General features: G+C 39.7%; 15 protein-coding genes, 1 tRNA gene and 1 pseudogene. 6 read left to right on the top strand and 11 right to left on the bottom strand.

Translation table 11 applies throughout. The annotated features are described in order from the left end of the window. Positions 1-20: 20 nt before the first annotated feature. Positions 21-1397 (bottom strand): J domain-containing protein, encoded by a 1377-nt coding sequence (locus tag CPIN_RS37890; RefSeq protein WP_012790666.1) that lies wholly within the window; start codon positions 1395-1397, stop codon positions 21-23. A gap of 950 nt (positions 1398-2347) precedes the next feature. On the opposite strand from CPIN_RS37890, the gene CPIN_RS15025 reads away from it, so the two are divergent. After that, positions 2348-3910, top strand: coding sequence for an ATP-dependent nuclease (locus CPIN_RS15025; protein ID WP_012790665.1), 1563 nt, complete (start codon positions 2348-2350; stop codon positions 3908-3910). Beyond that, positions 3895-4923, top strand: a complete 1029-nt coding sequence (locus tag CPIN_RS15020; RefSeq protein ID WP_012790664.1) for a UvrD-helicase domain-containing protein — start codon at positions 3895-3897, stop codon at positions 4921-4923. The genes CPIN_RS15025 and CPIN_RS15020 overlap by 16 nt, the downstream gene beginning before the upstream one ends. 219 nt (positions 4924-5142) lie before the next feature. On the opposite strand, the gene CPIN_RS15015 is transcribed toward CPIN_RS15020, so the two are convergent. From CPIN_RS15015 to CPIN_RS14980, 8 genes are all read right to left on the bottom strand, one after another. Next, positions 5143-6543 (bottom strand): caspase family protein, encoded by a 1401-nt coding sequence (locus CPIN_RS15015; RefSeq protein ID WP_012790663.1) that lies wholly within the window; start codon positions 6541-6543, stop codon positions 5143-5145. Between the two features lie 264 nt (positions 6544-6807). Further along, on the bottom strand, positions 6808-7602 hold the full coding sequence (locus CPIN_RS15010) for a hypothetical protein (RefSeq protein WP_012790662.1): 795 nt from the start codon (positions 7600-7602) through the stop codon (positions 6808-6810). Between the two features lie 204 nt (positions 7603-7806). Beyond that, complete coding sequence (locus CPIN_RS15005) at positions 7807-8349, bottom strand: hypothetical protein (protein WP_012790661.1); 543 nt, start codon at positions 8347-8349, stop codon at positions 7807-7809. A gap of 25 nt (positions 8350-8374) precedes the next feature. Beyond that, the gene (locus tag CPIN_RS15000) at positions 8375-11116 is read right to left on the bottom strand and encodes an RHS repeat domain-containing protein (protein WP_012790660.1); all 2742 of its coding nucleotides are present in this window, start codon (positions 11114-11116) and stop codon (positions 8375-8377) included. Positions 11117-11198: 82 nt separating this feature from the next. After that, a complete protein-coding gene (locus CPIN_RS14995) occupies positions 11199-12710 on the bottom strand; it encodes a DUF6443 domain-containing protein (protein ID WP_012790659.1) in 1512 nt (503 codons plus the stop codon). A gap of 10 nt (positions 12711-12720) precedes the next feature. Beyond that, a complete protein-coding gene (locus tag CPIN_RS14990; RefSeq protein ID WP_012790658.1) occupies positions 12721-16512 on the bottom strand; it encodes an RHS repeat domain-containing protein in 3792 nt (1263 codons plus the stop codon). Between the two features lie 29 nt (positions 16513-16541). Continuing rightward, on the bottom strand, positions 16542-17957 hold the full coding sequence (locus tag CPIN_RS14985; protein WP_012790657.1) for a hypothetical protein: 1416 nt from the start codon (positions 17955-17957) through the stop codon (positions 16542-16544). A gap of 229 nt (positions 17958-18186) precedes the next feature. Continuing rightward, positions 18187-18594, bottom strand: a complete 408-nt coding sequence (locus CPIN_RS14980; RefSeq protein ID WP_012790656.1) for a hypothetical protein — start codon at positions 18592-18594, stop codon at positions 18187-18189. 695 nt (positions 18595-19289) lie between these two features. On the opposite strand from CPIN_RS14980, the gene CPIN_RS14975 reads away from it, so the two are divergent. From CPIN_RS14975 to CPIN_RS39615, 4 genes and pseudogenes are all read left to right on the top strand, one after another. Continuing rightward, positions 19290-20252 carry a sensor histidine kinase gene (locus CPIN_RS14975; RefSeq protein ID WP_012790655.1) on the top strand — a complete coding sequence of 321 codons (963 nt, stop codon included), beginning with the start codon at positions 19290-19292 and terminating at the stop codon, positions 20250-20252. Between the two features lie 327 nt (positions 20253-20579). Then, positions 20580-21890 (top strand): McrB family protein, encoded by a 1311-nt coding sequence (locus CPIN_RS14970; protein ID WP_012790654.1) that lies wholly within the window; start codon positions 20580-20582, stop codon positions 21888-21890. 301 nt (positions 21891-22191) lie between these two features. Then, on the top strand, positions 22192-22422 hold the full coding sequence (locus CPIN_RS14965; protein WP_012790653.1) for a hypothetical protein: 231 nt from the start codon (positions 22192-22194) through the stop codon (positions 22420-22422). A 44-nt stretch (positions 22423-22466) separates the two neighbouring features. After that, positions 22467-23288: pseudogene (locus CPIN_RS39615) on the top strand (recombinase family protein); the annotation flags it as partial. Between the two features lie 740 nt (positions 23289-24028). Here the strand turns inward: CPIN_RS39615 and CPIN_RS14960 are convergent. Then, positions 24029-24101 (bottom strand) — tRNA-Lys (locus CPIN_RS14960). A gap of 71 nt (positions 24102-24172) precedes the next feature. Continuing rightward, positions 24173-26596 carry a penicillin acylase family protein gene (locus CPIN_RS14955; RefSeq protein WP_012790651.1) on the bottom strand — a complete coding sequence of 808 codons (2424 nt, stop codon included), beginning with the start codon at positions 26594-26596 and terminating at the stop codon, positions 24173-24175. Between the last annotated feature and the right edge of the window lie 23 nt (positions 26597-26619).

Raw genomic sequence — 26619 nt, 5'->3', positions numbered from 1 at the left:
TACACAATAACATTGCTAGTTTATTCCATCGTAATTGATTCAGTCCTGATGACAATATCATTTCCTGTATTCTCGCTATACCTGACTATAACAATACCTGGCTTACTGCGATCAATTTCGATTGGTGTTACACCGTCTTCCCATTGGTTACAGTGAGTTGAAAAGGGAGGCACCGCATGTCGCCAATTCCCCATTTTATAGGTGTATACATGGTACAATCTCCAACAGCTGGTGAACCAACCAGGTAATAATCCGAGTTCGTCTTTGCCATCCAGGTTAAGATCTCCAAGGTTGTTAAGTCCACCACTTATACAATTTTCCACCTTAATCTGCGGAATATGATTAGAAAATTTCAGATAACTAACACAATCCCCTACGCAATCCATACCTTCTTCATCAATTTTAGGAGGTACCAACCATACAAATTCCGTTTGACCATCTCCATCAAAGTCTCCCTTAATAGCACCTGTAGGTATTTCATTTTTCTTCTTTTCAAGATTTCGATCGGTAGTCATGTCTCCTTCCACTATGATTTTCCAATCGTCTCCTATTTTCCGGAAGATCAGATAAGCTGAATAATCTTTTTCGGTATCATCGAACTTCACTGTTTTGATAAAAATGCACTTAAAATCACCACTGTTCTGCATTTCCGTTTGTACGTTGCCAGTAATATGTTGTCTGAAATACTTATATTTCCCTAGAAGATTAAGTTTAAGTTCAATACATGCGTTTTTTTCTAGCGGTGTCCCGTATATAAGAACAGAGTTGGCAAAAAGTTTCGCAAAGACGCCTATATCTTTTGTATTATGAGCATCATTCCATTCATGCACTAGATGTTCGAAATCCTGAGATAATACTTGAGCATTTATTATATTGGCCGAGGTTGAATTGCTTGAAGTGTTTGATCGCTGGTTTAATAACAGCACTATTGACAAAATGATTAGGGCACTACATAAGCTTGCAACAAGAAAATATACTCCTCCTCTTTTATGCGAACTACTTTCCGCGTGCATCATATTTTCCTTTTCGCGTATTTTTTGTTCTGCTTCATTCCTGATGCGCTCTTCTCTTCCTGCATAACGGTTACGCAGCTCCTCTTCTCTTTTTCGTAGCTCTTCTTCAAACCTTCTTTTCAACGTTTCTTCGTACCTTTTGAGGTCATCACTGTTAATTTTAGATGACCTAAACTGCCTCAATCGCTCATCGTAGGCCTTTCTTTTAACAACATTAGAAAGTGCTTCATAGGCCTCCTGTATGGCTTTAAATCTTTCTTCAAAAAACTGTTCTCCGTTATTCTTATCAGGATGGAACTTTTGGGCTAGTTTTCTATAAGCAGTTTTGATTTCTAGTTCTGTAGCATTATTTTCGACACCAAGGATGTAATAATAATCTCGCATAAACAAGTATAAGGTAAGTATAGCTTTAATTCACATATTGAAATTTACAAAATATAGTAGGATTTTGTAAAACTTTCTTTGTATATATAACATATAACCGATGGTTTGCATAAATCCTCATTATCCTCGCTCTATTAAAAAGGTAGACTTCTTCATATAATCCAACCTCCTAACTTATTAAGATCATTGAGGGTTAGATCTGTTAATATTGAGAACAAGTTCTACGTAATTGCTTTCCGAAGAAAGTTTACAATATGCAGAAAGCGAATTTGATAGCTGGATGGACATAGCATCACTATGAATTGGGTTTAAATAGCAGTGTCAGATCTGTTCGACTGGCTCGATTAGATTGGTTGCGTCTTTAATTGTGATGGACAGGATTTTATGATCTTCAAGTCACACATTATCTGCGTTTCCAAGCCATTGAATGCAAGTGTTGTTCGCGAGCTTGATTTAAGCCTTGTCACAAACAGCTTGAGTTTCAGTATGTGTACTGGATGCGCAAATGCAAAAGAAAACCCACTGGGACTCGAACCTGTTTAATAGTTGATAATGAAGATAATGTATGAAACGCCCAAAAATGTAAAAGCTCCAAGTCCTTGAACTTGAAGCCTTTAATTTTCCTGTGACCCCAAGTATGAGAAACTCGAACCAAATTATTGATGAATTAACTATATTCATTAGTACTTACTAACAATATGTTAAAATAGTACAATAAAAGTTCGAGAATAAACTCAGGGTCTATGATCTTTGTACTTACTCTAATTTAATCCCAATACTGTTTAAAAGAGTAATATGTCTATAAAGGGCGAAATTTTTTTCCTTTCGGTAAATAAAACAGACCAATTTTGACACCTTATGTTATAGAAAAATTAAATTCCATCAAGGCAGTTCGTAAAATTTCAACCTAAATTGCCGACTATCAGTGCCTTATCTTAAAATTCATGTGAATGAAAACTATAAAAAAAATTAAGCTCTTGAATTTCAAGCGCTTTCCCAGCCTTGAAATAGAATTCCAGGACGATCTGAATTTGCTTATCGGAGATAATGAAGCTGGTAAGAGTTCCATTTTATCTGCCATAGATCTGGTGTTAAGTGGTAGCCATAGTAAGGTGGAAAGCCTGGGAATAGATGTTCTTCTGAATTCTCAAGCTGTAGAATCCTTCTTTGCGGGAGCTAAACAGTATAATCGCTTACCAAAGCTTGAAATTGAATTGTATCTCAATGATCAGCAAAATGCAGAACTAAATGGAAGAGCCAATTCTGAAAATAGAACATGCGATGGCCTCCGTCTTTGCTGTGAGCCGAATGACAGTTTGAGTCACGAGATCAGCCAAATTCTATCAGAACCAGACAACAATTTCCCATTCGAGTATTATACAATCAGCTTCAAAACATTTGCGAATCATCCTTATACTGGATATACGCGTTATTTGAATCATGTTCTGATCGACAGTTCCCAAATCAACAATGAATATGCAACTAAGGAATATGTAAAAAACATGTATCGTGCGAGTGTAAGCGATGTTCAGCGTTATAAGCATTCGAATGAGTACCGAAGGTATAAAGGCGACTTTACAAATAATAAACTCATAGATGTAAATAGAACACTGTCCGTTTACCAATTTGGTGTACGTAATAGTACCAAAGCAAACCTATTTACAGACCTTACTCTAAACGAAGGCAGTATTAACATTGAAAATAAGGGTAAAGGGAAACAATGTTTTATTAAAACGGATTTTGCATTAAATAGAAGGCATTCACTTGATCTTATCTTACTTGAAGAACCTGAGAATCATTTAAGCCACGCTCATACCAAAAAGCTGATTGATCAAATAAAAGGCACTGCCGAAAAACAGCTTTTCATTAGCACTCACAATAGTCTGATTAGTACCCGTTTAGATTTGAGAAAGTCCATTTTATTAAACAGCAATACTTACGTGAACGCTGCTTTGAAGGACTTATCCAGGGATACTGCTAAATTCTTCATGAAAGCTCCAGACAACAGTGTTATTGAATTTGTGTTGTCGAACAAGGTATTATTGGTGGAGGGAGATGCAGAATATATCCTTCTAGAGCAATTTTACCGTAGGGTTTCAGGTAGTTCGCTGGATGCTGATTTAGTGCATGTGATTTCAGTTGATGGCACTAGTTTTAAACGTTATATGGAGCTCGCTGCGTTATTAAATATCAGAACTGCTGTAATCCGAGATAATGACGGAGATTATAAGAGTAATTGCATTGATAACTATGCAGGATATACTTCAGAAACTATTCAAGTGTTTGCTGATCAAGATCCTGCAAGGCGCACATTAGAAATTTGTGTATATCAAGATAATACGGCACTTTGTGACCGTGTATTCACTACCTCTCGTCGTGAATTGCCAATTCAAGAATATATGTTGAAGAATAAAACTGAAGCAGCATTTAAACTGCTGGACGATGAAGTAGCAAGAACAATAATAGTTACGCCTAACCACATAGCAGAAGCAATAAGATGGATAAGAGAGTAATTTTTGCAGTTGCAGGATCTGGCAAAACAACATATATAATCAACAAGCTAGACCTACAAAAGAGAGCACTTATACTAACGTATACAAATAACAATTACAATAATCTAAAAATCGGCATTTCTAAAAAGTTCGGTTATATACCTGCGAACATCAAGGTAATGACGTATTACGACTTTTTATATAATTTCTGTTTCAAGCCTCTATTATCTCATCAAGTAAAAGCCGCTGGCATTAATTGGTCACCTAACACCTCTAGATACCATAAGGCTACTGATAGGGGATATTTTATCGATAGTTTTGATCGTCTTTATAGTAATAGAATAACAAAATATTTTAAAGAAACCGGAATTGAAACTGAAATCAACGAAAGAGTGGTTCAATATTTTGACATGCTTTTTATTGATGAAGTTCAAGATTTTGGCGGACATGACTTCAACTTTTTAAAAAACATTGCGCAGGCAAATATGGACATTTGCCTAGTTGGGGATTTCAACCAGCACACATATGATACAAGTAAAGATGGAAATGTAAACGGTACTCTGCATGATGACTATAATAGGTATCAGGCACATTTTAGATCTATGGGCTTATCCATTGACACCACGACTTTAGTAAAAAGCTATCGCTGCAATCCGGAAATTTGCAAATTCATTACGATTAAACTCGGTATCCACATTGAATCTAATCGCACCGATAAATCGCAGTGGTATACGGTATCAATGGAGGATGAAGCCGAACGACTATTCAACAATAATGCAATAGTTAAACTTTTCTATGACGAACATTCAGCATATAAATGTTATAGCAATAATTGGGGCGCCTCAAAAGGCGAAGATCATTATAATGACGTCTGTATAATTATGAACAGAAAAAGCTGGAAGCATTTGGAAGATGACAACCTCAACACACTTCCTTCAGCAACCAAAAATAAATTATACGTAGCTATCTCACGTACAAAAGGTGATTTATACTTTGCACCGGACTCGATGTTTAAAGCGTATAAAAACAAGTAACTGAGAAAGCATAAACTAGGCAAAATTCTGTAAAAAACTGTTACTAGTGATAATTGCAAATGCCGGGTTGGGATTTCGTGTTCAATAAATAAATAAATAAGCATCGTCAACTGCCATTTAATTGTAATATCAGCATTAGTCTACATAACTATATTTTTTGCGTACTAAAGATATTTGCACTTTCTTCAAAACTCACACGGACATGACCAATCCAAGTATCTATACAATCATTATTCTTGGATAAGGACCTTCCTTTACCATAGAAACTAAATAATCTTTTGTGAAATCGTTTTTATCTAATTTTAATATAATAAACGCCTGACTATCTTCTGTACGTCGCATTAAATAATCCAAAAATAGACCGGCCATACTGCCCCATACATATGCATTAGTCGCATCAATTAAGAGTTCTTTACAAGTTTTATCTATTTTGATATTATTGAGATTTGAAGGATAATATAAAGATTCTTTCTCAATTAGAAGAAAACATGGGGCATTATATTTAAACTCTCCAATCTCATCAGAAAAGGCAAGTGTCGTAACATTTGGATTGCCTTCCTCATATTTAAATTCACAAACACCTTTATACCTTTTCATGAAGTCGCGCATAATTTTGATGCCTTTTCCATCTGTTGTCGCTTCTGCTGTAAATGGATTAAAGCTCTTTTCACTATAATCATAGATAGAGATAGTATTTCTGGCTACACTGATTTGAGCATTGGGACTGTAGCCATGCCCAAAGAGGTTCAAGATTAGTTCTGAACAAAAGTGAAACAGATCTCTACGCAAATCCTTGGAAAGGTTTAAATCCTCTAGTCTAAAAAAATCTTCGATTTCAGCCTCCTTGCTAAAGGTTTCGATTAGAGATTCACAAATCTGATATTCTTCCCGCTTTCTAACAGCAAATGGATAATAGCCACTTGCCTGCATTTGCATAAAAGGAGTTTGCTCATATTTACCAGTAAGTAATATTTTTTTTAACGCATATTCGTGAATTACAGGAAGAGTCAAGTAATTATTCTCGTTGTCATAAATGCTAGGGTTATCAATTGCTTCAAGAATATACTTTGTAAAAACCCCATTTTTATACTGAGGGAAAGCCTGTGATCTTTCATCTTGTTTACAGGAACAGAGGAAAAAAAATCCTTCCGATCCTGCGATATATCTTTGTTGATAGTAAGCCGTCATTGCCGCATCTTCACCAGACTTAAATTCTATTCCAAAACCTGAATGGCATGCATCCAATACATACACCTGATTAGCAGGTACTAACTCACTTAATCGCTCGTAGATGGTTTGGGTAGACACTAGGTTTTGATGAAATTCTAAAAATGTTTGACCTTCTTTAAATTTTCCATGTCCAGAAAAATAAAAAAAAATACTGTCATTTTGGCCAGTAAACAATTGGCTAATCAAATTTATGGTTCGATTAAGCTCTCCGTAAACATCAGCGACTGGTGCCTGTTTAGTGCTAACTATTTCAAATATGTTCTCGTTGGCATAAAGACAATTACTAAGCAATCGCTTTTTCAATTCGACTACATCGTTAGAACAATATCGTAAAGGGAAATTTTCATAATCATTAATGCCTATCAATATGGCATAGCGGGTTTCGCTCATGTTCTTGATTTAAGGGATAAAGCCTGAATATTCCATTTTTCAGACTTAACTATTTATTAAAATAATAATGGCTGCCTTGCAATTATCGTTGTTTGTCATCTAAGACTAATCGCCAAGACTTATGCGAAAACAGTACGGAATTGTCTAAATCACAAGAACTGTTTATGATGCCTAGCACTTTGACTATTGACATCGGCGAAAGTCATCCTGTTAGCTAAATCGCTAATTACCATTTTTTACAAAAAACAACACCTCATATTACTTCTAGAAGAAGAACTTTCCTTGAGCACGAAAACCCTTGGGATAAGGGTACGGCAATTTTTCCATTTCTGCTAATTCGCCATTTCTAGTATAGATGTCAAAGATTTTATCTCGATTTTTACCTTGAAGATGTTTACCTGTTCTTCTTTCCAGCCAGGCGCTTGCAGTAACGCCAACAAATTTCTTATAATATGCTCTTGCTGCCAATGGCGACGACATGCTAAATTTTTCGCGGGAGTTGCCTGTCAAATTAGCTTGAGGATGTGACGAATGATCGTATTTCCACCAAACCGAAATTCGTAATTCTTCAAATCCAATATCATCCCATAAAACTACGGATGGAAAACCAAATAAATCAAGTAACACATGCCCTTTAGGCTCATGCGAATAACTACCGGACTTTGATTCCAATGTAATTAAGCCTCTCTGCAATAATTCATTCGTAGCTGCAATGAGAAGTTTACGATAAGGATCTATTTTCAGTGAAGAGCCCTTCACAGACTCACCTGGAACTGATACTGAAGGGGAAGCTAGATCAATACTTTTGTTTTTCCGTTTAACTTCAACTTCATATTTATTCACAAAATCTTTCCAATTCGAAAACCCCACAGAGGCTGCGGCCATATCCAAGGCTTCATAGTGAGGTACTTGCTGTATTTTCTTAATGCTTTTAGCTTTTCGCTTTATGTAGGCTGCAGTATAGCCATTGACTTTTTGATCCATCTTTTTCCGATCTCCCGGCGAAAAAATGTCACTCGTCAACCATCCTTCGAAACGGGAAATGGTTTCGATAGTCATAAAATTGAAGGCGGTGCCGATTCAGCTTTGCTTAAGACGAGTGGCAAGCTTCCGCTAAGCTCCTAGCGAATATACAGAAAGCAGTATAAAAAACAAAATGCTTTCGTGTATTACCTGACATTTATCCAATAGATATGTCTAAAACAGACAAACCGGGCAAAATACCCGGTTCGTCTATACGATAGTTAATAAACGTCTTTCAAATTATTCAGCTGATAATATCCGGAGTGACTTAGCCGATTCAGTAAATTTTCCGATATTCTCTGGCTTAATGTTTAACAGTAAGATTTCATGATTCCCTTTGACTATCACTTTTGTCTCGCGGCCTTTCTGAGGCATAAAATCTGCTTGTTCGTCAATGTAATCTATCAATGGTAAAAAATGGTCGAGATAGTCCACATCAGGTATAAAGCTGCTGTCTTCTTGGTTAGCTGATTGCGAATGATTTGTTCTTACAATCAGGTTCTCACCGTTCTTATAGTTGAACAGCATATAAGAAGGCATATCTTCATAGTAATCTCTCAGTTTTGACGGTAGCTGCAAAGTATACCGTGATGGTTTAATAGCGGGTCCATCGGCAGACAGTGGAGGATACTGCGGCAATGTAAAGACCAGCGAGTCTTCATACTTTTTAAATAGCTCAGGCGACAGTTGTTTATGTACTAATGGCAGATCCTTCTTTTGAGCCTGGGCACATGAAGAAATACACAAAACTAATACGATACATTTGAGAGAAAATTGTAGCATAATCTGGATTTTAATTTAACAAACATTATCGAACTGGAGGAGGATTGTTATTATTATTGTTATTCTCGCGTCTTCGCCTCTCTTCTTCTTGCTGCCTAATGAATGCTTCAATTTTTCGGCGTTCTGCTTCAAATTTACGCATTGCTTTTAGGAAATCATCCCAATCTATTTCAGCAAAAAGACCATGCTGATTGAAGAATCCTAGCGCTCGGTAGATTGTAGGGATCATTTTTCCTCCCATTGCATTGTTTGGATCAGCTTTCCTATCACCACCTCTCTTATAGCCTAACACAATGTTAGGTCGGTCATCATTATGCTCTTGCAAGTCTTCCAGATCTCCCGGAGTATGGTCTGGCCTATTTGCGCGTGAAGACGGTTCGGCCAAACCCATTTCAAGTAATTCATCTTTTGCATCATTCCACCTACTTGGATGCGTATGTCCACTCATTCTGTAAAGATCTCCACGCTGTACCAGATTGGCGCGTGCTTGCGCAGTTACTTGTGGCGGGACTTCCCTTGCTAGTCCCTGGAAAACTGCACTGACTACTCCCCGCGTGCCTATCTCAAAATAATATTCTGTGCCATTCGCCTCAGTTGAAGTATAAGCCTCATTCATCGCGCTAAGCATTTCTTGTCCGGGATTGATCAGGTAATAACCATTGTCAATAAATCTATTGACTGTTGCTTCATCTTTGCTTTTAGTTAAAAGTAAATTTACGTTATTTGTACCATCCTCTCTGTGAGCAACTTTTTCGCCTTTTAAATTTATATAATCGCTCCAGGGCATCATTCCATCAGGATCAATAAACTTAATTGGGTTATTGAATGCAAACGTGTAAGGAGAATAACGCCTCATTTTATTTGCTTTGGGATCTACGATCATCCAGCGGCCTATTTGTGGATCATACATTCTGCTCCCGAAATCGTACCAGTCTAATGAGCCACCATCTCGATACTCCTTACTTTGAAGTTCCTTTCCAGCAAATAAGATCCGATTTCTACTGTATCCAGCCGCTGAAAATGCTTGGGTGCTGATACCTGCCATACTTACACCAAATGGATAGTAATGCATACTTTGAACCAGCGGGCCTGATGTATGGTTTATCACCAGATTATCGAAAAACACATCTTGCGCACTCTCGTTGCTTACAAATATATACACAAATCCGCTTTTTTGAATGGCGTAGCGTATTGTAGCCAGATTTTGAATGGCGTCGGGCGCTCCCTGAACTTGACGCACATAAGAGTTTTCCGGTATCAGTTTAAATTGATTATCGTAAGCCACTACATGTAAGTAAGCTTTAGGCTTATCACTTAGGTTTTGTGCCGGGTCCTGGTTTAATAACGTGGTATAATCTGTACTGCTAAAGGTATTTGCAATAGGAGCATTCGGCCCAGTGGCATTGTGTGCACCATTTACAGCACCGGTTGCAAGGAAAGCTTGGACTACGGACATCAACATTTGAGCAGGGGTTGCGTAAGACGTGCTTGCTGCTGTTGATTTATAAAAAGCCTTTACCGCTACCTGTATGGTGTCACCTGCCTGTACATATAGCGCTTTACCTGGCCCGATCTTCTGGCCGTTCTGTGCATTGAGCCTAATCAGGTAATCATTAGGATTGGTAGTCGGGTCATTGGGGTATCCAGAAGGCTTAGCTGAACGTGTCAAATCTATATTGCTAAACAAGGCATTCTCCAAAGCACTTCTGCTACTTTCCATTGTAGCAGCATAAATAGCCGTGTCGCTCCGGGTAGTCAAAACCACACGAGTGCTGCCCAGGTGATCTTTTATAAAATATTCTTTTTTGAAACCATTAAGGATACCATTTTTTATCACAGGAATAGTACGGCCTTCGGGATGGTTTATATACTCTAGCGTATCGTTCCTATATGTAAAGCCATCCATGTAATAGGTCACATCCACATAGCCAGCAATTGATGTGTCATTAACAATTTTACTAAGTATAGTGCCGTCACCACCGGTTTGGTAAAAAATGCTTCCTCTTCCACTATCCTGTACAATTGCTGGGATATTGTTGTGGTTATAATATATAGTAGCAATGTCCTTATTATCGTCTTTTGTAATAAAACCCGCGGAATTATAGGTATAATCGGCGCCCTCGTTATTGTCTATCTCTTTAAAATCGCCCAATCGACTATTAGCTACATTCTTCTTATCTGTGACGTAGCTCAGCTTATTACTTCCTATTAAATAGCCATATTTCAAACTATCGATCGTTTTGATTGTCTTACCATCCATGCCCACCTGTTTCAATGCAAGGATATTTCCATTAATGTCGTAACTGATACCATTTACTGAAAAGTCAACCTGATCATTTGTCCAGTTGCTACTTCCGCCATTCTGTTGCAAAAAATCTGCCCGAATAAGCTGTTGGGATGTGTTATATTCATAACCATATAAGCGACCTAAACCATCTGATCTGCTTTTCCATTTGGCACCTGCGATGTTACCATTGTATTGGAGCTTGGAGAAACCACTATCGAAAGAAAGCTGCTCACCGAACCAGTTACTCGTACTGCCCACATTATTAACATAATCTTTATTGATACTTGTCATCCAATCTTGCAGATTGTGTTCATAATTGACGCTTTCCAGTTGTACTGTAGTACCAGTAATACCTAATCGTTTCTGTTTGATTCTGCCCAATTCATCGTAAACCGTAACTGCAACAGTTTCTAATGGCCCATTGTCATTGATTCGTTCCTTTACAGAATCGACACGGCCTGCGGCATCATAATGGTTCATTCTTAGCTGGGTCACCACAGGAGTGAGAGTAGATCGTGGATTGGTCTGTTTCGTATAAGTGCTCAATTCTTTTCCGGAAAAATCATATAGCGTATTTGTGGTAGTTTTTCCTCGCAATATTGTCTTTGATCACTTGTGTTGCTCTGTCCTTTTTATCATAGTAGAAAGTAGTAGTAAGCCATACATCCAGTAATTCGACCCGGATACGCTCGCCTGTTTTCAAACCTCGCGTATTTGTGCTTGGACTAGTAGGTAATACTTCAGCATACGGGTTACTACCAGCCAAGACCTTGCCGATGTCTGTGGGGTCATAGTTTGATTTGCCCTGGAAATTGTAATCATCGTAGTAAGTGTATACCAATGGAAACAAATTACCGTCCGTTCCGACAGGTATAGCGCTTGTATCACTATAGGGGTAAACCCTAAAGTGCTCCTCCCATTGAGCGCGAGTATAATTAAACGTCAATAATGCTTTTAGAATTTCTCTGCCCTGCCCATCATAACGAAAGACCTTCCAGCGCCCGGTTTCCTTCAGGTTACCATCTCTCCATAGAGCTATCTTATCATGTTTATTATATACGTATTCAATGCTATCTGCCCCTGGAATCTTCTCAACAATGATCTGCTTCCTTGCATTATACCTGTAGATAAAACATTGTTCCGTGATTACTGAACTTGTTAGCGACCAGTTGCTACGGATTATTTCTACGCCTCTCGGCTGTATCACAAAACGCAAGTTACGCAAGGCGTCATAAACATAATAAGTACATGCCCAGCCAGTATGTGCGTTACCTGGATTGCTGGTAACTTGTACCTTACGAAGTACAAGCAAATCATCCATATCCTTATATTCTACTACCTGTCTGCCATTCGGATCTGTGACAATCATTTTTTTCAATGTACGGGCAGGATAGAATCCGGTTGATGTAGGAGTAACTGCTGATCCGATTGTCCATAGACGTACAGAATCTGATACCACGTTTACGGCGTAAGTTGATATTGTAGGATGATTACCGCCAAACTTCGCCCAGGAATCACCTGGGCTGTAAAGACGATTTTGCCTGTTAAGCATCGATTTTTCATACTCAGTCTGTCCATAAAAGGTACTTTCACCTGCTACGCCAGGATTTAGGCTGATGTCCTGATAAAATTGTCTCTGAGCCGCAAAGGCATCGGACTTAAAAAAGCCGTCATTGTTGTTGCCATTCTTAGGTACATATGGGGCAAAACTATATTGTTCTCTTCCAACGCTGTCGTAATGAGTAATGCGAACGATATCTTTACCAGATGGACTTGTTTGTTTGGTTACAGTCTGTATTGTTCTACCTAGACCGTCCAAATATTCTGTAGTACGGAATACCTCAGCAACAGATCTGGAGGTAGATTTGACGGCGTTAATATCGGCAGTTGGATATTTAATTTCCCATGTCCGTATGAAATTGATTTGGCCGGCTTGATAACTTCCAGGGCTAAAGACCTGACTGACCGAAGGTCGCGTCACATTTGATGGAGCATTTTGGGCAACTAGTTTGCCGGTAAAGGCAAAAATGAACAACCCAAAGCCTATTATTGTATTTTTGTATATGCGTTGCATATGAATATGGTTATTGAAGGGTTGGAACTTGGAATTGATAATCGTAGACTTTCATTAGTTTTCGCTCCCTATCACTTACTGCGATCAGACGACCTAGAGCATCGTAGCTATATCTGATGATTTGATCGCCTGCACTGCTTACACTAGTCATTCCTACCATTGGCTCATAAGTGTAAGTCACCATCTGAGCACCTTCTGGATACAACTTCAATTCATCTATTTTGAAGTTTCCGGTAAGATTGATTACTGTTACCCCACTAATCTTGTGCTCAAAGTACCTCCAGCCGTTTACATTAGCAGTTCCATGTATGTACGCAATAGTTCCCGCTATGGTGAATGGAGTAGTCTTATCTGTCCAGTAACTGAGAATGTATGTCCGGTTTATATCCAGTCCGGATTTGTAAATACCAGTGAGTGGACGATGAACTACCTTCCCAGTCATCGCATTGGTATCAGCTATAGAGTTGTCCTCGTAAATCCAGCCACCTCTATTGTCTGCTTCAAAAGAAGTATAAGCAATCTGATCTATTGTTGTATTAGTCGCCACTGCTGTTCTGTAACTGAAACGATAATCCCATATGGTGCTTATCGGAGGATTGTAGTCCGAACTAAGCTGATGGACTACTCCGCTGTCAAATAACACAGACGCTTCGCGCATGTACCTGGAATCTTTGGATAGATTATTACCACTAATGCCTGATGGGCTAAAGCTATTACTTGGAGCCGCTATCGGTAGTGTCTGCAATTGATTCGGACTTACCCTGAAGGAGTCATTCATTCGCTTATGGAGATTGATCTTGGCATCAACGAGCAGTCCCGCCTTAAATGTAGACTGTTCTACACGTTCATTGTTATTGTCTAATGCCATGCTGTATATAGCAGCCAAGTTGGAATCGGCTGTGCTTCTGTAACCACGACGGCACCAATAATAGTCAGTAAATCCCAGCTCTTTTTGCAGTCTGCAGTCAGAGTATGTAATGCGGGCATTGTCCATACATTTCTGATAGGCCAAAAATGCATTTGTATAACAAGCACCTCCCTGACCAGCGCAAGCATTCTGCGCAGCTGTGTAGGTAGCTTGACAAGAATTGCAGACATTGCGATAATTATTACTGCAAGTGAGAACGTAACCACAATTAGGTTCATAATCTTTGACATATTTATTTGTCGTGACTATTGAATCTCCTTTGGAGTCGAAATAGACTTCTTTAGTGGGCGCATTGTGATACTTACTGCCATAATAAACTGTTTGCGTATTGGTCAAAAAATCTGGACCGTCCTCAGCATACATTGTCGTATATATCACTTCCCTATATTTCCGGCTACTCGTGAGCCAGTAGAAAGTACCTAAGTAAGTGCCTGAAAGTGCAGCAGCCATAAAACATCGAGTACTGTCAGTAGGAGTATCGTAATGATGAGTATACAATACATCTTTTAGGATCTTTCCATCGCTACGGAAATGCATTTCCTCTTTTAGTTTGCCTCGTAGGTTATTGTATTCGTCGGGAGCATAAGGAAAATTAGGCACCGAATAAGAGCAGGTACTACGGTCTACGCTTGTTACTGCAAGAGAAGGTGTTACATATCCAATTGGCATTCCTGTATAATAGCGATATACGGAATATCCATTGTCGGGTTTACCTACGCTTACTTCCTCATAACCGATATGTTCACCTTGACTGGTACTCATTGGTTGTATGCTATTGGCGGAGCGAAAATAGGGGAAACCTACACAGGCAATACATCCTTGTGGACTGCAAGCTTGCTGAAAGCCGGATGGCGACCAGTCTCCTAATTGCGCCACCAGATCATTACGTATCAGCGCTGCATAAACAGGACGGCTGTAAAGTATTCCACTGCTGCGGCCATTTTGATTATAATCATATTGTGTAGCATTCGTTGTACCAGAAAGATGGTCGTATGCGAGTATATTTTTGATGCGTAAGCCACCAACAATCACATCTGTAGGGCCGCTAGAGCCAGTATATCTATCAATAATACCGGTTGCACCGTTCCCAGAAGTAGAGCCATTTTCAAAAGTATTCTTGATAATGGTCATAGTATATACTCCGTCTGGCAGCGTACGAATTATGGAGTCTGTCAGCTTCGTATCAGTGTTCGTCGAGATACTGATATAGTAGTCGCCTGTAGTGTTGTTTTTTAGCGAAAAATGAGCATCACTCCCCCCGGTAGTATTCAATAATGTTATTTTATAAGAGCCACCGACTAGCGTAACTGTGTCTGTTTTAACTTCAGGATTGCTGCCGTCATAGCCTATTGCCAGATTTTTCCTGTTTACATATTGTGGTGTGCCAATTGATGTAGTGACGAAATGCGGTTCAAATTGATATTCTGTATTACCGCCTGTCGGCCAATAAATCCGCTTTAAAGTACCAGCCCGCATTTGCGGCCAGCTCGGCGCTCTATTAGCGCCTGATATTACAGTAGTAGTACCTGTTTCGGTGATAGTAGGTGTCAGCTTCGCATTACCTGTTTGTCCATTATAGAAACCCCAATAGTCTTGGGCGAAGGTAAGCCTACGGGGAACGAACTCTGTAAAATATTCAAACTTGATGGCCGGTTGCGAAAGCTGGCCGGTACAAGACATTTCCTTTATACTATCAAGGCGAAGACGTTTCCGGTCTGTATTGATTGTCAGGCTACCTAGTTGAGTAGGTAAAGCTGTAGTATTGTCCTGGAAATAACTAGTATAGAAATTAAACCGCTTACAGAAGCTGTGATTATTGGTGATATCAATAGAACTAATGGGACGCGCCTCTGAATTGACTTCAGAATCTCCTAATTCCTTCGTGTTATATCCACCTAAATCTGTACGTGCTGCACCATAATTAATCAGTACAGATCCGGTTTTCCAATCTATACGAGTAAGCCGTTTCCCTTTGACGAAGTTCTTGATCAGATTTGCGTCATATGAATTGGTATTATCTAGGCTGCTTATTGGTGCGGATGTGATGCTATGAAAGCTATAGTTCTCAGAAGCATAAGTAAATGTTATGGTCTGAGCCAAATCAGTACTGACAATTTGCGTCAGATACCAGGTAGAAATCACTTTCCCCTCTTGAAAACCTGTAGCAACAGTAAAAGGGCTAGTAACTTCTGCATTATCAGGACTTAACAATATACCGCCGAAGTTATAACGAGTACCATCAGGAGTAATCAGTACGAAGGTTCCGATACTATTCCCTCCTAGATAAGTACAACGGATTTCAATATCTAGGTTCTTTCCGTCTGCAAGGATCACCGGCTTGCGATCATCAGAGAAAAAGAATTTTCCGACGTAGCCTGCAAAGTTAAATGTATACAAATCTGGTTCTCCATCATGCCGACCAGCGGCAACACCCTGCCAGTCTTGCATTAGGTTGCTGTAGAAGCGACGCATGTAACCTGTGTCTGAATACCATCCATGATCCTGGTTGTAGATAGTACTGGTACTCCTTTCGTCAGGAGCGCCGCGAACTGTTCGAGTAATAACGCCGCCAGCATTTAGCGCGAAGCCTAGTCCTGCTGCACTACTTGGTTCAAGTACTTTAAGCCCGGAAGGATGATTCCCTAATGTAATTGGCAATTTGAGATTGCCGGTTTCGATGGTGTAAATTGGTATGCTGATTTCCGGAATACCCGTATGTGTATTGACTGGGAAATCCACATATTTTCCCAGACTTGCAGGTGTAGGGGAGGAAATGGTAGTGCGGTCATAAATATTGTCCTGTGCCAGACCGCAAACAGCGGATAGTAACAGGAAAGTCATGACCATGACCTTTCTGAAAATAGTACGTTTCATCTTAAGGTTGATTAAATGATAATGATGAATTAGAATTTGTAGTGGTAACGGATTTTTAGAGAATTAGTTTGTGGGATACTGCGTTGGGCTTCAAAGTCATAAAGTAGCAACATGCCAGCCTTATCACTTACCATTACTTTTATACCAGCAAGACTGCTGCGTGACCAACCGGTCCATTTTTTCAGCTCAGTCATTGAATTAATACGCATAAATTTGTTGTACTCAATCCCAGCAGTAGCGTGGAGTCTCCCTTTGAGCCTATAATTGGCAAAAGACCGAAAACCAATTCCCTCAGTAGTGAGCGTAATGTGTGAGAGGCTTTTGCCCCAACCGACCTTATATACTAAACCAAAACCTGCCTGAGTCTTGGGGCTAAACTTATAAGCAACCTCTAAGGCTATATCAGTCATTGTAGGAAGTAATGTTGTACTGCGTTGCGATTGGACATTTCCTCCGTATTCCAAACGTTGTAGAAAGCGTTTTGTCTTCAAGGGATTGGGTTGGAAGTCTGGCATGTCATCTACAGAACCGGCTCCACTTGATACTTTCTGTTTTGCCTGGTCAATAACTGATACCGATTGATCCATTTGTTGGCTAACTGTCTGTTGGGCAGAAGGATCAGAACCAATACTTTGCTGAATCTGTTGCTCTACCACACTACGACCTTGCAGATTTTGCAGGGCTTGTGTAGGATCTTCGCTCATATTTATGTTGAATAACCCAGACAGCATAGAGTTCTTTTGCATGAAAGTCTGGAACATCTTATTCTTACGAAGCAATTCCATAGCCTTTTTTTCGGCTTTAGATGGATCATACAGTATATCTCTATATTCGTTAAGTCGCTGAGTATAATAAACAGCTTGCCTATTCATGTCGCTAAGGATATGCCTACAATTTGCTATCCCTGCCAGCTCCTTTGACAACTGCTGTTTGCGTTCTCGGATTTGCTCTTGGATTTGCGAAGATATATTCAGTTGGTCTTTTACATTAAGTAGATTTTGTTTGGCTTTTTCCAGTTCATTACTGCTTATGATACCTTTCAGTCTTTGATTGTCTAAAAAGTCCAGGATACTTTGAAGGGTATCTGTGTAATTGTCTAAATAGCCGCCTCTACTCACTCTTTCCTTCGATTTGGAAAGCAACTTATCCTTCATATTAGATGCCCTATTGGTACTTATGCTCCATAAAGACTCCACACGCGATGGATCGGCCTTTTGGAGTTTAGTCTTTAGCTCGTTTTCCAGCTTTTCCATTTTTCGCAGGGCTTTCAAGCTGCTTCTAGCAACGAGGTTTTCTACTCGTTTTGTTTTGTTCTGGACACTGTTCAGATATTTTCCAGGTAATTGGGATAACAGGCTATCATCTGCGCTGGGCAATTGGATGCCCTGAGCGCTGACCGTTAGGCATAACGCAATGAATAGCCCTGTGAAGAAGTATTGCTTCATGTGCTATAGTATTATACAGGAATGTTAGAGTTTGGGATGTTGCTCAGGGATACGGTGGGGTCTCTATTCGTTTTTTAGGTTTAAGGTTTTAAGAGTTATGGACAAAAAAGAGGCACTTATTACAGGATTGAAGGTAAAACAGCTTTTCAACAAATCTGTTAATGACTCGTTAATCTTTGGAGATTCTTTTATAATGCGCGTCGAGGTTCTTCAGATGCTTACTAAATAATCATTGTTTAGACGAATACTGTCTCATGTCTTCGACCGTCCTAAATTTTTTTAATTTTGAGAGCAAGTCATTGGCTTGTGAAATCTCCTTACCTATATACCTGAAAATTAATTGTGGGTCAACTTCGATATATAAACCAAATCTGTATATCTCTTTAATTCCAAAGTCAATAGGATTTCTAAATTTATTGGAGAAGCGCGTGTGATTTACTCCCATTTCGTCTGCCATAGCTTTCGAAAATAACGGTTCCAAATCGCGCAATCTAGAAAGCTTTCCAGCTTCGATCAGTGTTTTTATAGAAAGACATTTGGAGGCGATGTCTTGTTTAAGCTCCTCAAGACTTTTAGTTTTCCGACCCCGTGCTTTCGGAGAATCACTTTCCGTTGAATTTCTCGTGCTCTTAGCCATAGACAATATTGATGGTTAGCAAAAATGCTTAAACACGTTGAGAATGAGCTTATTAATATACTACTCGACTATTTATATATACAATCTGTTTACAGATTTATTTGTATCGTATATTTTATTTGCTTAGATTGCTATCGAAATGACTATACTTGTATATAGCTATAGATAATGAGTTTACTTTTTCATAGGAAATCATTATTTTGCGCTACTAGGATATAAATGTAAGCGTTTAACGAATCTCGTCTATCGAATCTGACAGTTTAAAGCACGAGTGTAAGTTAAGGCGCCCAATCCATATAAAAAGGGTTGGGCCTACTTACGTATTGTGCTTGACTACCGAAAGGTAGTTGGCTTTGTCAGAGCCAGATAGACAATGCGGGTAGGTTCCGACCCTTTTCATTTCCGTTCTGTTCAATGCTTCTTCTTATCCGTACGCATTCTTTCCTTTCTATTAGTCTACTTTTTATCTTTCAGCTTCTTCAATGGGCTTGTCTTATTTCCATGTAAACATTAAAGGAAACTGATTCTTGTTATAGGCCAAGTAATTATTTATTAGGTGATAAGCTATCATCTAACAAGAAATCTATTACTGATCAGTAGAATTGATGTAAACGAAATGGCATCTATAGTGTTTTCTCCACTGTTTCTTGCTTATTTGATACTACGGCTTTCTCTAACCGTTATAACCAACGTTTATGAATAATAACAAAAAAAAGTTAACTCAAAAAGACAAGTCTTTCGCATTCTGTTTGTCGGATGACGAAATCCTAAATCCGGAAGATGTTTTCTTCTCCTTCTGTGATAGATCCAACATACGTGCGGAAATTAATAAGCTAGATCGATTGCTAGAAACGGTATCTAAGACTGATTCTGAGAACATTCGCCTTTGTTATGATCTCGTTGATAATGAATATAGGCGATTAATCGAAGCTGCATTTCTCTTTACGGGTATTCAAGCCAACGAGGAGGTATCCGTGGAACGATTTCTTGGTTTATTTGCTCATGAGATTAAAACTCAAATATCAGGGGCCTCCTTAGCGGTAGAAGCCATAATGGAAAAAACGGAGCCATCCTTTTCTTCTCGACCTGATTTAGCTTTCTATTTGACTACTCTCAGGAGTATTCTTTTTAATAGCAGCCAGATTCTCACTAATATGATTACTACCGTCCGATTTAGTGAGAATTTTTTCACACTACGGACTGATCCCAAGTCATTTAAAGTAGATGATTTTATAGATAGCTGTACAATTCCCTATCAGCTTTTTAATGAGAATTTTAACAAAAACCTGATAGTGGAATTGAATGAATTACAGGGCAAAACGCTACTCACAGACGAAGTTAAGCTCGGTCAAATTATTCAAAACCTTTTAAGCAACGCTTACAAGCATAGCAAAGGGAGAGATATTCTATTAGTCGCAAGTAGCGAAGATCGATGGGTTTCTTTTTCAGTTATTAGCCATGGTCACACAATCCCAACAAAAGAACTTAAACAGCTTTTAAAGATATATTATAAAGCCAGCCAAAGTAATGCAGGATACGGCATAGGACTGTATTTATGCGAACTGTATGCAGAACATCTTTTTGGAAACATCAAAATAACAAGTAATAAAGGCGTCACCACTTTTACAGTGAGCATTCCTTGTGAAATAAGAGACTAAAGTGGCATAGGTCATCCGGCAGTGGAATCTTCCTACGCCGGAATCTATTTCTAAACTATCATAACTATACCTCAATCTATATTATGAAAAATTTGCCCAATTGGCATGAAAATCCGCTCTCACTTACCAATGATGAAATATCTGATCCTATAAGTGTTTTGTCAGATTTCCTTCATTCTTACCCACTGCCTGAAGTCAGGGAATATATAAAAGCACTACTTCTTATGGCATGTAGCGACCCTGATTGTAACGCAGCATTCAATATAATTTTTTGTGAAGACATTATTCGTTTAATCGAATCATGTCATATAATAAATCAAACAAACAATGGAAGAAATAACAGCCAATGAACGTGTCATATCAAGGATAAGGGAGCGTCATTTTAGAATTTGGAATATGAAAAATGACACAATGGGACTAAATAACAATAAGCAATCCGACAGCAATAGTAAGTCAGTCAATGATTTAGCTAATTCCCAAGAGAAAAAGACGAGGAAAAAGTCGACATCTAAAGCGTTCTTAAATTCGACGTTCCCGACCTTACTTGACTTTAAGCATCCATACCGTCAGATTCTTATGGCTATAAAAACGAAGCCATTCTTGATAATGACCGGCATATGTGGTACCGGTAAATCTAGGTTTGCGAGAACCCTTGCGTACCAAACATGTCCGAAAAATTTACAAGAAGGAGGGCAACCGGGTAATTTCCAAATGATAGCAGTTCAATCAGACTGGCATACTTCAGTTGAAGTAATTGGATGGACGAACTTACAGGGCATTTATCAATTTACTCCTTTTATCCATTTCCTGATAAAAGCGTGGAAGCATCCCAATACTCCATTCATATTATGCCTTGATGAAATGAACCTATCGAAGGTGGAAATGTATTTTGCGGATTTTCTGTCTATAATTGAAAGCCGTCTTTGGGTTAGAGGTGAGCTCACATCGGATGCATTTATTCCTGCAAGTCAATTTAGATCTTGTTTAGAAGTAGATCCTGATTTATGGGCTAAAATTGGGATAAAGATTGATGAAAGAATGCAGCAGAGATTTCTAACAAAAGGATTGACCCTACCTCCTAATCTAATAGTGATCGGCACTGCAAATATGGATGACGCCGGAAAGAAGTTTAGTATGAAAGTATTAGACCGAGCTTCTATTATCGAAATGCCCGATGTTGACTTTTATAATGGTATCAAATCAAGCGATACGGATCTGAAGTTTCCGGATGTTCCAATATCTCTTGACCAAATATCGGGATTAATGCTATATGGGAGAGAAGCGTATGAGTTTTTTCCCAAAAACGGAGATTTGATCATTTCAGAACTTTGTGCCTTAGATAAAATACTCTTGGAAACGCCGTTTAGGTTCGGGTATCGGTTGCGCGATGCGGCCCTTATATATTGTAGTCACAACTTTAACTTGCCCGGATCTACCAATAATAAAGAGTCGGTTTATAAATATTTAGATGAAGTGTTATTGATGAAAATGCTTCCTCGTATATCTGGTTTCAGTGTGACGGAGAAACTGATTGACAATTTACTTTGTTTCACTAAAAATAAATATCCGCTGAGCTTTAAACGGCTTACACTGATGAAAAACGGAGCTAATGAATATACTGGCTTTTCTTTTTGGTAGGTGTTATTGTATACGTTAGGCATTGCACCATCCAGATAACTATATTACTAAGCACACATTTAACTCGATTTTAAAAGAATTTAAATAAAAAGCAAATATTCTCAAATCACAGTCAAATAGTTTTAGAATGTTTTTCATCTAGAGTTGAATAAGTTCAACAAAGCCCCCTTCTATTGATTGAGGGGCTTTGATGTCTAACGGCATTTTTTTCGGTGAAATTTGAAGATCTTTTTTACCATCTGAGCAAAAGCAGGGAACCAGTTTATGGCGCAGTCATAAATTGCCTTCAAATAACATTCCTATGTCTCAGGTGATTACTTTAAATGACTGGCTAAACATTCAACCCACTAACACAGAAACAGACCAGCGACTATACCTCACAGAAGATGAAATACGATCGTTCAAGCAATTTGAAGATGCGAGTCCTGAAGAGCTAAAAAACATCATTGCCACGCTTCACAGCCTTGCTTTAATCACCTACGACTTGTATTGTAATAGATTAAAGAATGACGAAATATCTTCCGCTGCCTGATTCTAGTATTCTGTTAACCTGATAAAATTAAACATTAAAGACCCATGCAAGATCAAGATATTTTCTCCAAATATGCTAAGGGAGCAAAGCCCATAGTAAAAGACAACCGTCTATGTGTCATATACACCAGAGTGTCAACTAAGGAACAAGCAGAAGGGAATTTGAGCCTGGAAACCCAGAAAAAAGCCTGTAATCAATTAGCTGGTAAGCAAGACTATGAGATCCTAGCTTATTTCGGTGGTACCTACGAATCTGCCGCTAGTGATGAAAGAAAGGAGTTCAAGCGAATGATTGAGTTCTGTAAAAAGCAAAAGAGCAACGTTAAGATCATTGTTTACAGTCTTGATCGGTTCAGTCGTACTGGTGACAATGCCATCTGGCTCACTCGTCAGTTACGCGACTTAGGCATTCAAATCATTTCAGTTACACAGCCCATAGATACAAAGAATCCAGCAGGCGTACTTCAGCAAAATATCTTGTTTCTCTTTAGTCAGTATGATAATGATTTAAGGCGGCTAAAGACCATAGAAGGCATGAAAGAAAGGCTGCTGAGAGGTGAATGGCCTTGCCATGCTCCTTTAGGGTATGACCATGTGACTGTCAACGGCCAAAAGACAATTGTGATTAATGAAACAGGGAAGTTATTAAGGAAAGCCTTTCTATGGAAAGCCAATGAGGGTATAAGCACTGTCGAAATCCTCAAAAGACTACACGCTCACAGCTTGAAACTTACCAAGCAGGCCATTGGCAAAGCGTTAGTAAACCCGTTCTATTGTGGATTACTGTCTCATTCGTTATTGAATGGCGAAATAGTGGAAGGAAAACATGAAAAACTGGTGAGCCGGGATATTTTTCTAAAAGCCAATGAAGAAAAGAACAAGGTAACTCACGGCTTTGTACAAAATCCGTTAAATGAAGCGCTACCGTTAAAACTCTTCATGAAATGCGAAGCCTGCGACATGTATTTGAGGGGATATTTGGTCAAACGTAAGAACCTATACTATTACAAATGTGACAATGGTAGCAAATGTTCTTGCCATATAAGCGCTGCCAAACTGCACGATCGGTTTATGACTATCCTCAGCGAGGTAACCCTTCCTGAAAAGTATATCCCTCTTTTTCAGCTACAATTGAGAAAGCTATTTACTACCGTCAATGCAGAAAGAGAGGAAACGACTAAACATCTTAAAGCAAGGCTTACGGAACTGGAAGAAAAGATTGATAAGCTGGAGGAACGTTATGTTGAAGATAAGATCACAGAAGAGCTTTATAAAAAGTTCGCCGATAAATACGTTACAGAACGTAAAAAGTTGCTGGAGGAATTACAATCGTCTCCAATAAACGCCTCGAACCTCGAAAAATACATCGAATTTGCTACTCAGAAAGTCACAGAACCCGCACTAGTATGGGATCACAGCAATTACAGAGAAAAACAACGTTTGCAGAAAACAATATTTCCTGAAGGCATCTATTATAACAAGGAAAATGACCAACCTCGAACCACTAAAATAAATCCATTATTCGCTCTCGTTGCAGACCTGACGGGCACTTCATACAAAGAAGAAACCCGACCTTTTGAGACTATTCTCAAGAAGCCGGGCTTTCGTGATCCCGCTGGGACTCGAACCCAGGACCCATACATTAAAAGTGTATTGCTCTACCAACTGAGCTACGGAATCAATCCCTTTCTGTGATTGGGAGTGCAAAGATAGGAAATATATATTCCGATCCAAATATTTCTTTAAATAATTTATCCCTTGCTAAAATGTATCTTAAACTTCACTGCAGGATCATCGTTCTCTTTCAGATCAAACACATGCAGTAAATAGTATTTTCCTTGTACCCAATCCTGCACTGCATTGTCATAATACGGACTACCCGGATTACCGCTCTGTCCTCCGGGATAGATACCATAAGCTTCTGTCTTCGCGCTCAGCTGTACTACCATTTTCCATGAAGGACCATGCAATTGTTTTGTCGCATTTACAATATGCCGGCCACCGCCCGTACGGAGATTCATTGCGCTGAAAGGTATAATAGATCGTGTCAGGTGACGGATATTCGTACCACGGAAACGGCCGAACTCCAGTTTCTTTTGCGCATCTAATGTTTTGGCACTGTCTACCGCTATTGTGAACGCGCCTAAAACAATTTGTGAGAGTGTCTCTTTTTCTGGTGTATGTTTATTATCGATGAACTTCATGGAAGAGTCCCGCAACAACCATAACAAGGTTGTTTTTTCCCAGGGCTGTTGTAGAGGTGTTTTGTCTACAAGTATGTCATCGTCCCAAACAGACGACTGCAATTCATCCCAGAAGATATTAAAGATAGTCGCTGCCTTGCTGTCAGGTCCACTTTGTAAATCCCATTTATCAAGGATCTGCCAGTAATTCTTCTGATCGGCAGTCAGCAGTGATACCGGCAGATGTTTGCGTATCAAAGGCAGAGCGGCCCGGGCAAAAGGATTCAGGTTATCGTTTTGCAGATCCATCATGTCCTGTATCGTGATCTGGCTATCAGCGGCCAGTACTTCATTGATGCGTTTGCCACGGAACAGGTCGAAGTCTGCTACATAGCGATATGGGTAGGTGCTGTCTGTCGGATGCTGATTGGCAGAGCTTACAAAACCACGTGCCGGATTGTAAATATGTGGGTTCTCACCTTGCGGTACATATCCCTGCCATGCAAAGGAGCTATCACTGCCCGGCATGATCCATTTTCCCTGATCTTTCCAACGTAAAGGGAACTGTCCGTTATGCCAGAGTGCTATTTCACCGGTTTTAGCAGCAAAGGCGAAGTTCTGTGCAGGACAAGCATAATATTTTAAAGCGGCGAGATAATCATTGTAGTTATGTGCTTTGTTAAGTTCCAGGAAGGTCCTGATTTCAGCAGAAGGATCAAGTGCTTTCCAGCGCATGGCAAGGAACTGATGATTGGTAGCCGTGTCCGGGAAAACATTGTCGTATACCACAGGGCCCCAAACAGTATAGGCAACAGTATCGTAATAAGGCGCCGCTCCTTTGACGTTGATCTTTTCAATACGCATTTCTGCATCGCGGTAAGTCCCGTTGAAGAGATATTGCTGCTTCCCGTTACGGAACTGCATCAGGTAATAATCTTTTACATCCTCAGCTGCGTTGGTCACGCCCCAGGCAATATGATCGTTGAAGCCGATGATCACACCAGGTGCACCTGGTAATGTAGCGCCATAAACGTTCATCTCAGGTGTATGGATCTGCGTTTCATACCAAAGGGAAGGTAAACTCAGGCCCAGGTGAGGGTCATTACAAAGGATCGGCGCACCGGCACGTGTTTTCGAACCTGCCACTGCCCAGTTGTTACTACCATTGTCGGGATCAGGTCTCTCCTCTTTGAAGTGCAGCGCAAGACCGGCGGCATTCAGGATGCTATCCACGGGTAGTGTAGCCTTTACTGTCGGCGTCGGATATTGTGTGCCACGGGGAATGATCGGATCGATGCTATCGCCGAAATCAGGGTACAGATTGTCGAAGTCTGCTTTACTGAAGAGGCGGCGGGCATTGGTATATACCAGGTCATTCACACCGCCGGCCAGATCTGCCGCCATCATTTTGAGTAACAGTGCTGAATTCAGCGGCGTCCATTTCTCCGGTTTATAATTCAGCAATTTGTATTCTAAAGGAAGTGTCGCATTAGTGAGGGTATTAATGTAAGCATTGATCCCATCGGAATAGGCATTGATTGCCGGACCAGCCACTGAATCTGCCTCCATTGCCTTCAGGGCCTGTTCGGCGCCATACAGCATCCCGTTACGGCGCTGCTGACGATCATAAGGGATCATTTTTGCGCCCAGGATCTCTGACAGGCGACCTGCTGCTGCAAAAGATTGCAACTCCATCTGCCATAACCTGTCACGCGCATGCATATATCCCTGTACGTAGTAAGCGTCAGTAGTATTTTCTGCGAAGATGTGAGGCACCATCCTGTCGTCCAGCCAGACTTCCACCTTTCCCTTCAGACCAGGCACCTGTAAATCTTCATTATAATCTTTACTGATAGAGGTCGCGTTTTGCCAAAAGCCTTCCTGCGGACTTAACAAACGTCCGAGTGGTGGAAGTGAGCCCCAGGATCGGTCAAGGCAAACTATCAGTGCAATGGTTATCACCGCTGAAACGGTAAAGGGAACAAATCTCATACGTGCTTACTTGTTCTGCTAAT

The organism is Chitinophaga pinensis DSM 2588 (assembly GCF_000024005.1).
Classification (GTDB): domain Bacteria; phylum Bacteroidota; class Bacteroidia; order Chitinophagales; family Chitinophagaceae; genus Chitinophaga; species Chitinophaga pinensis.
The sequence above is the reverse complement of the archived record's forward strand: the minus strand, read 5'-3'. Positions and strand labels throughout refer to the sequence as shown.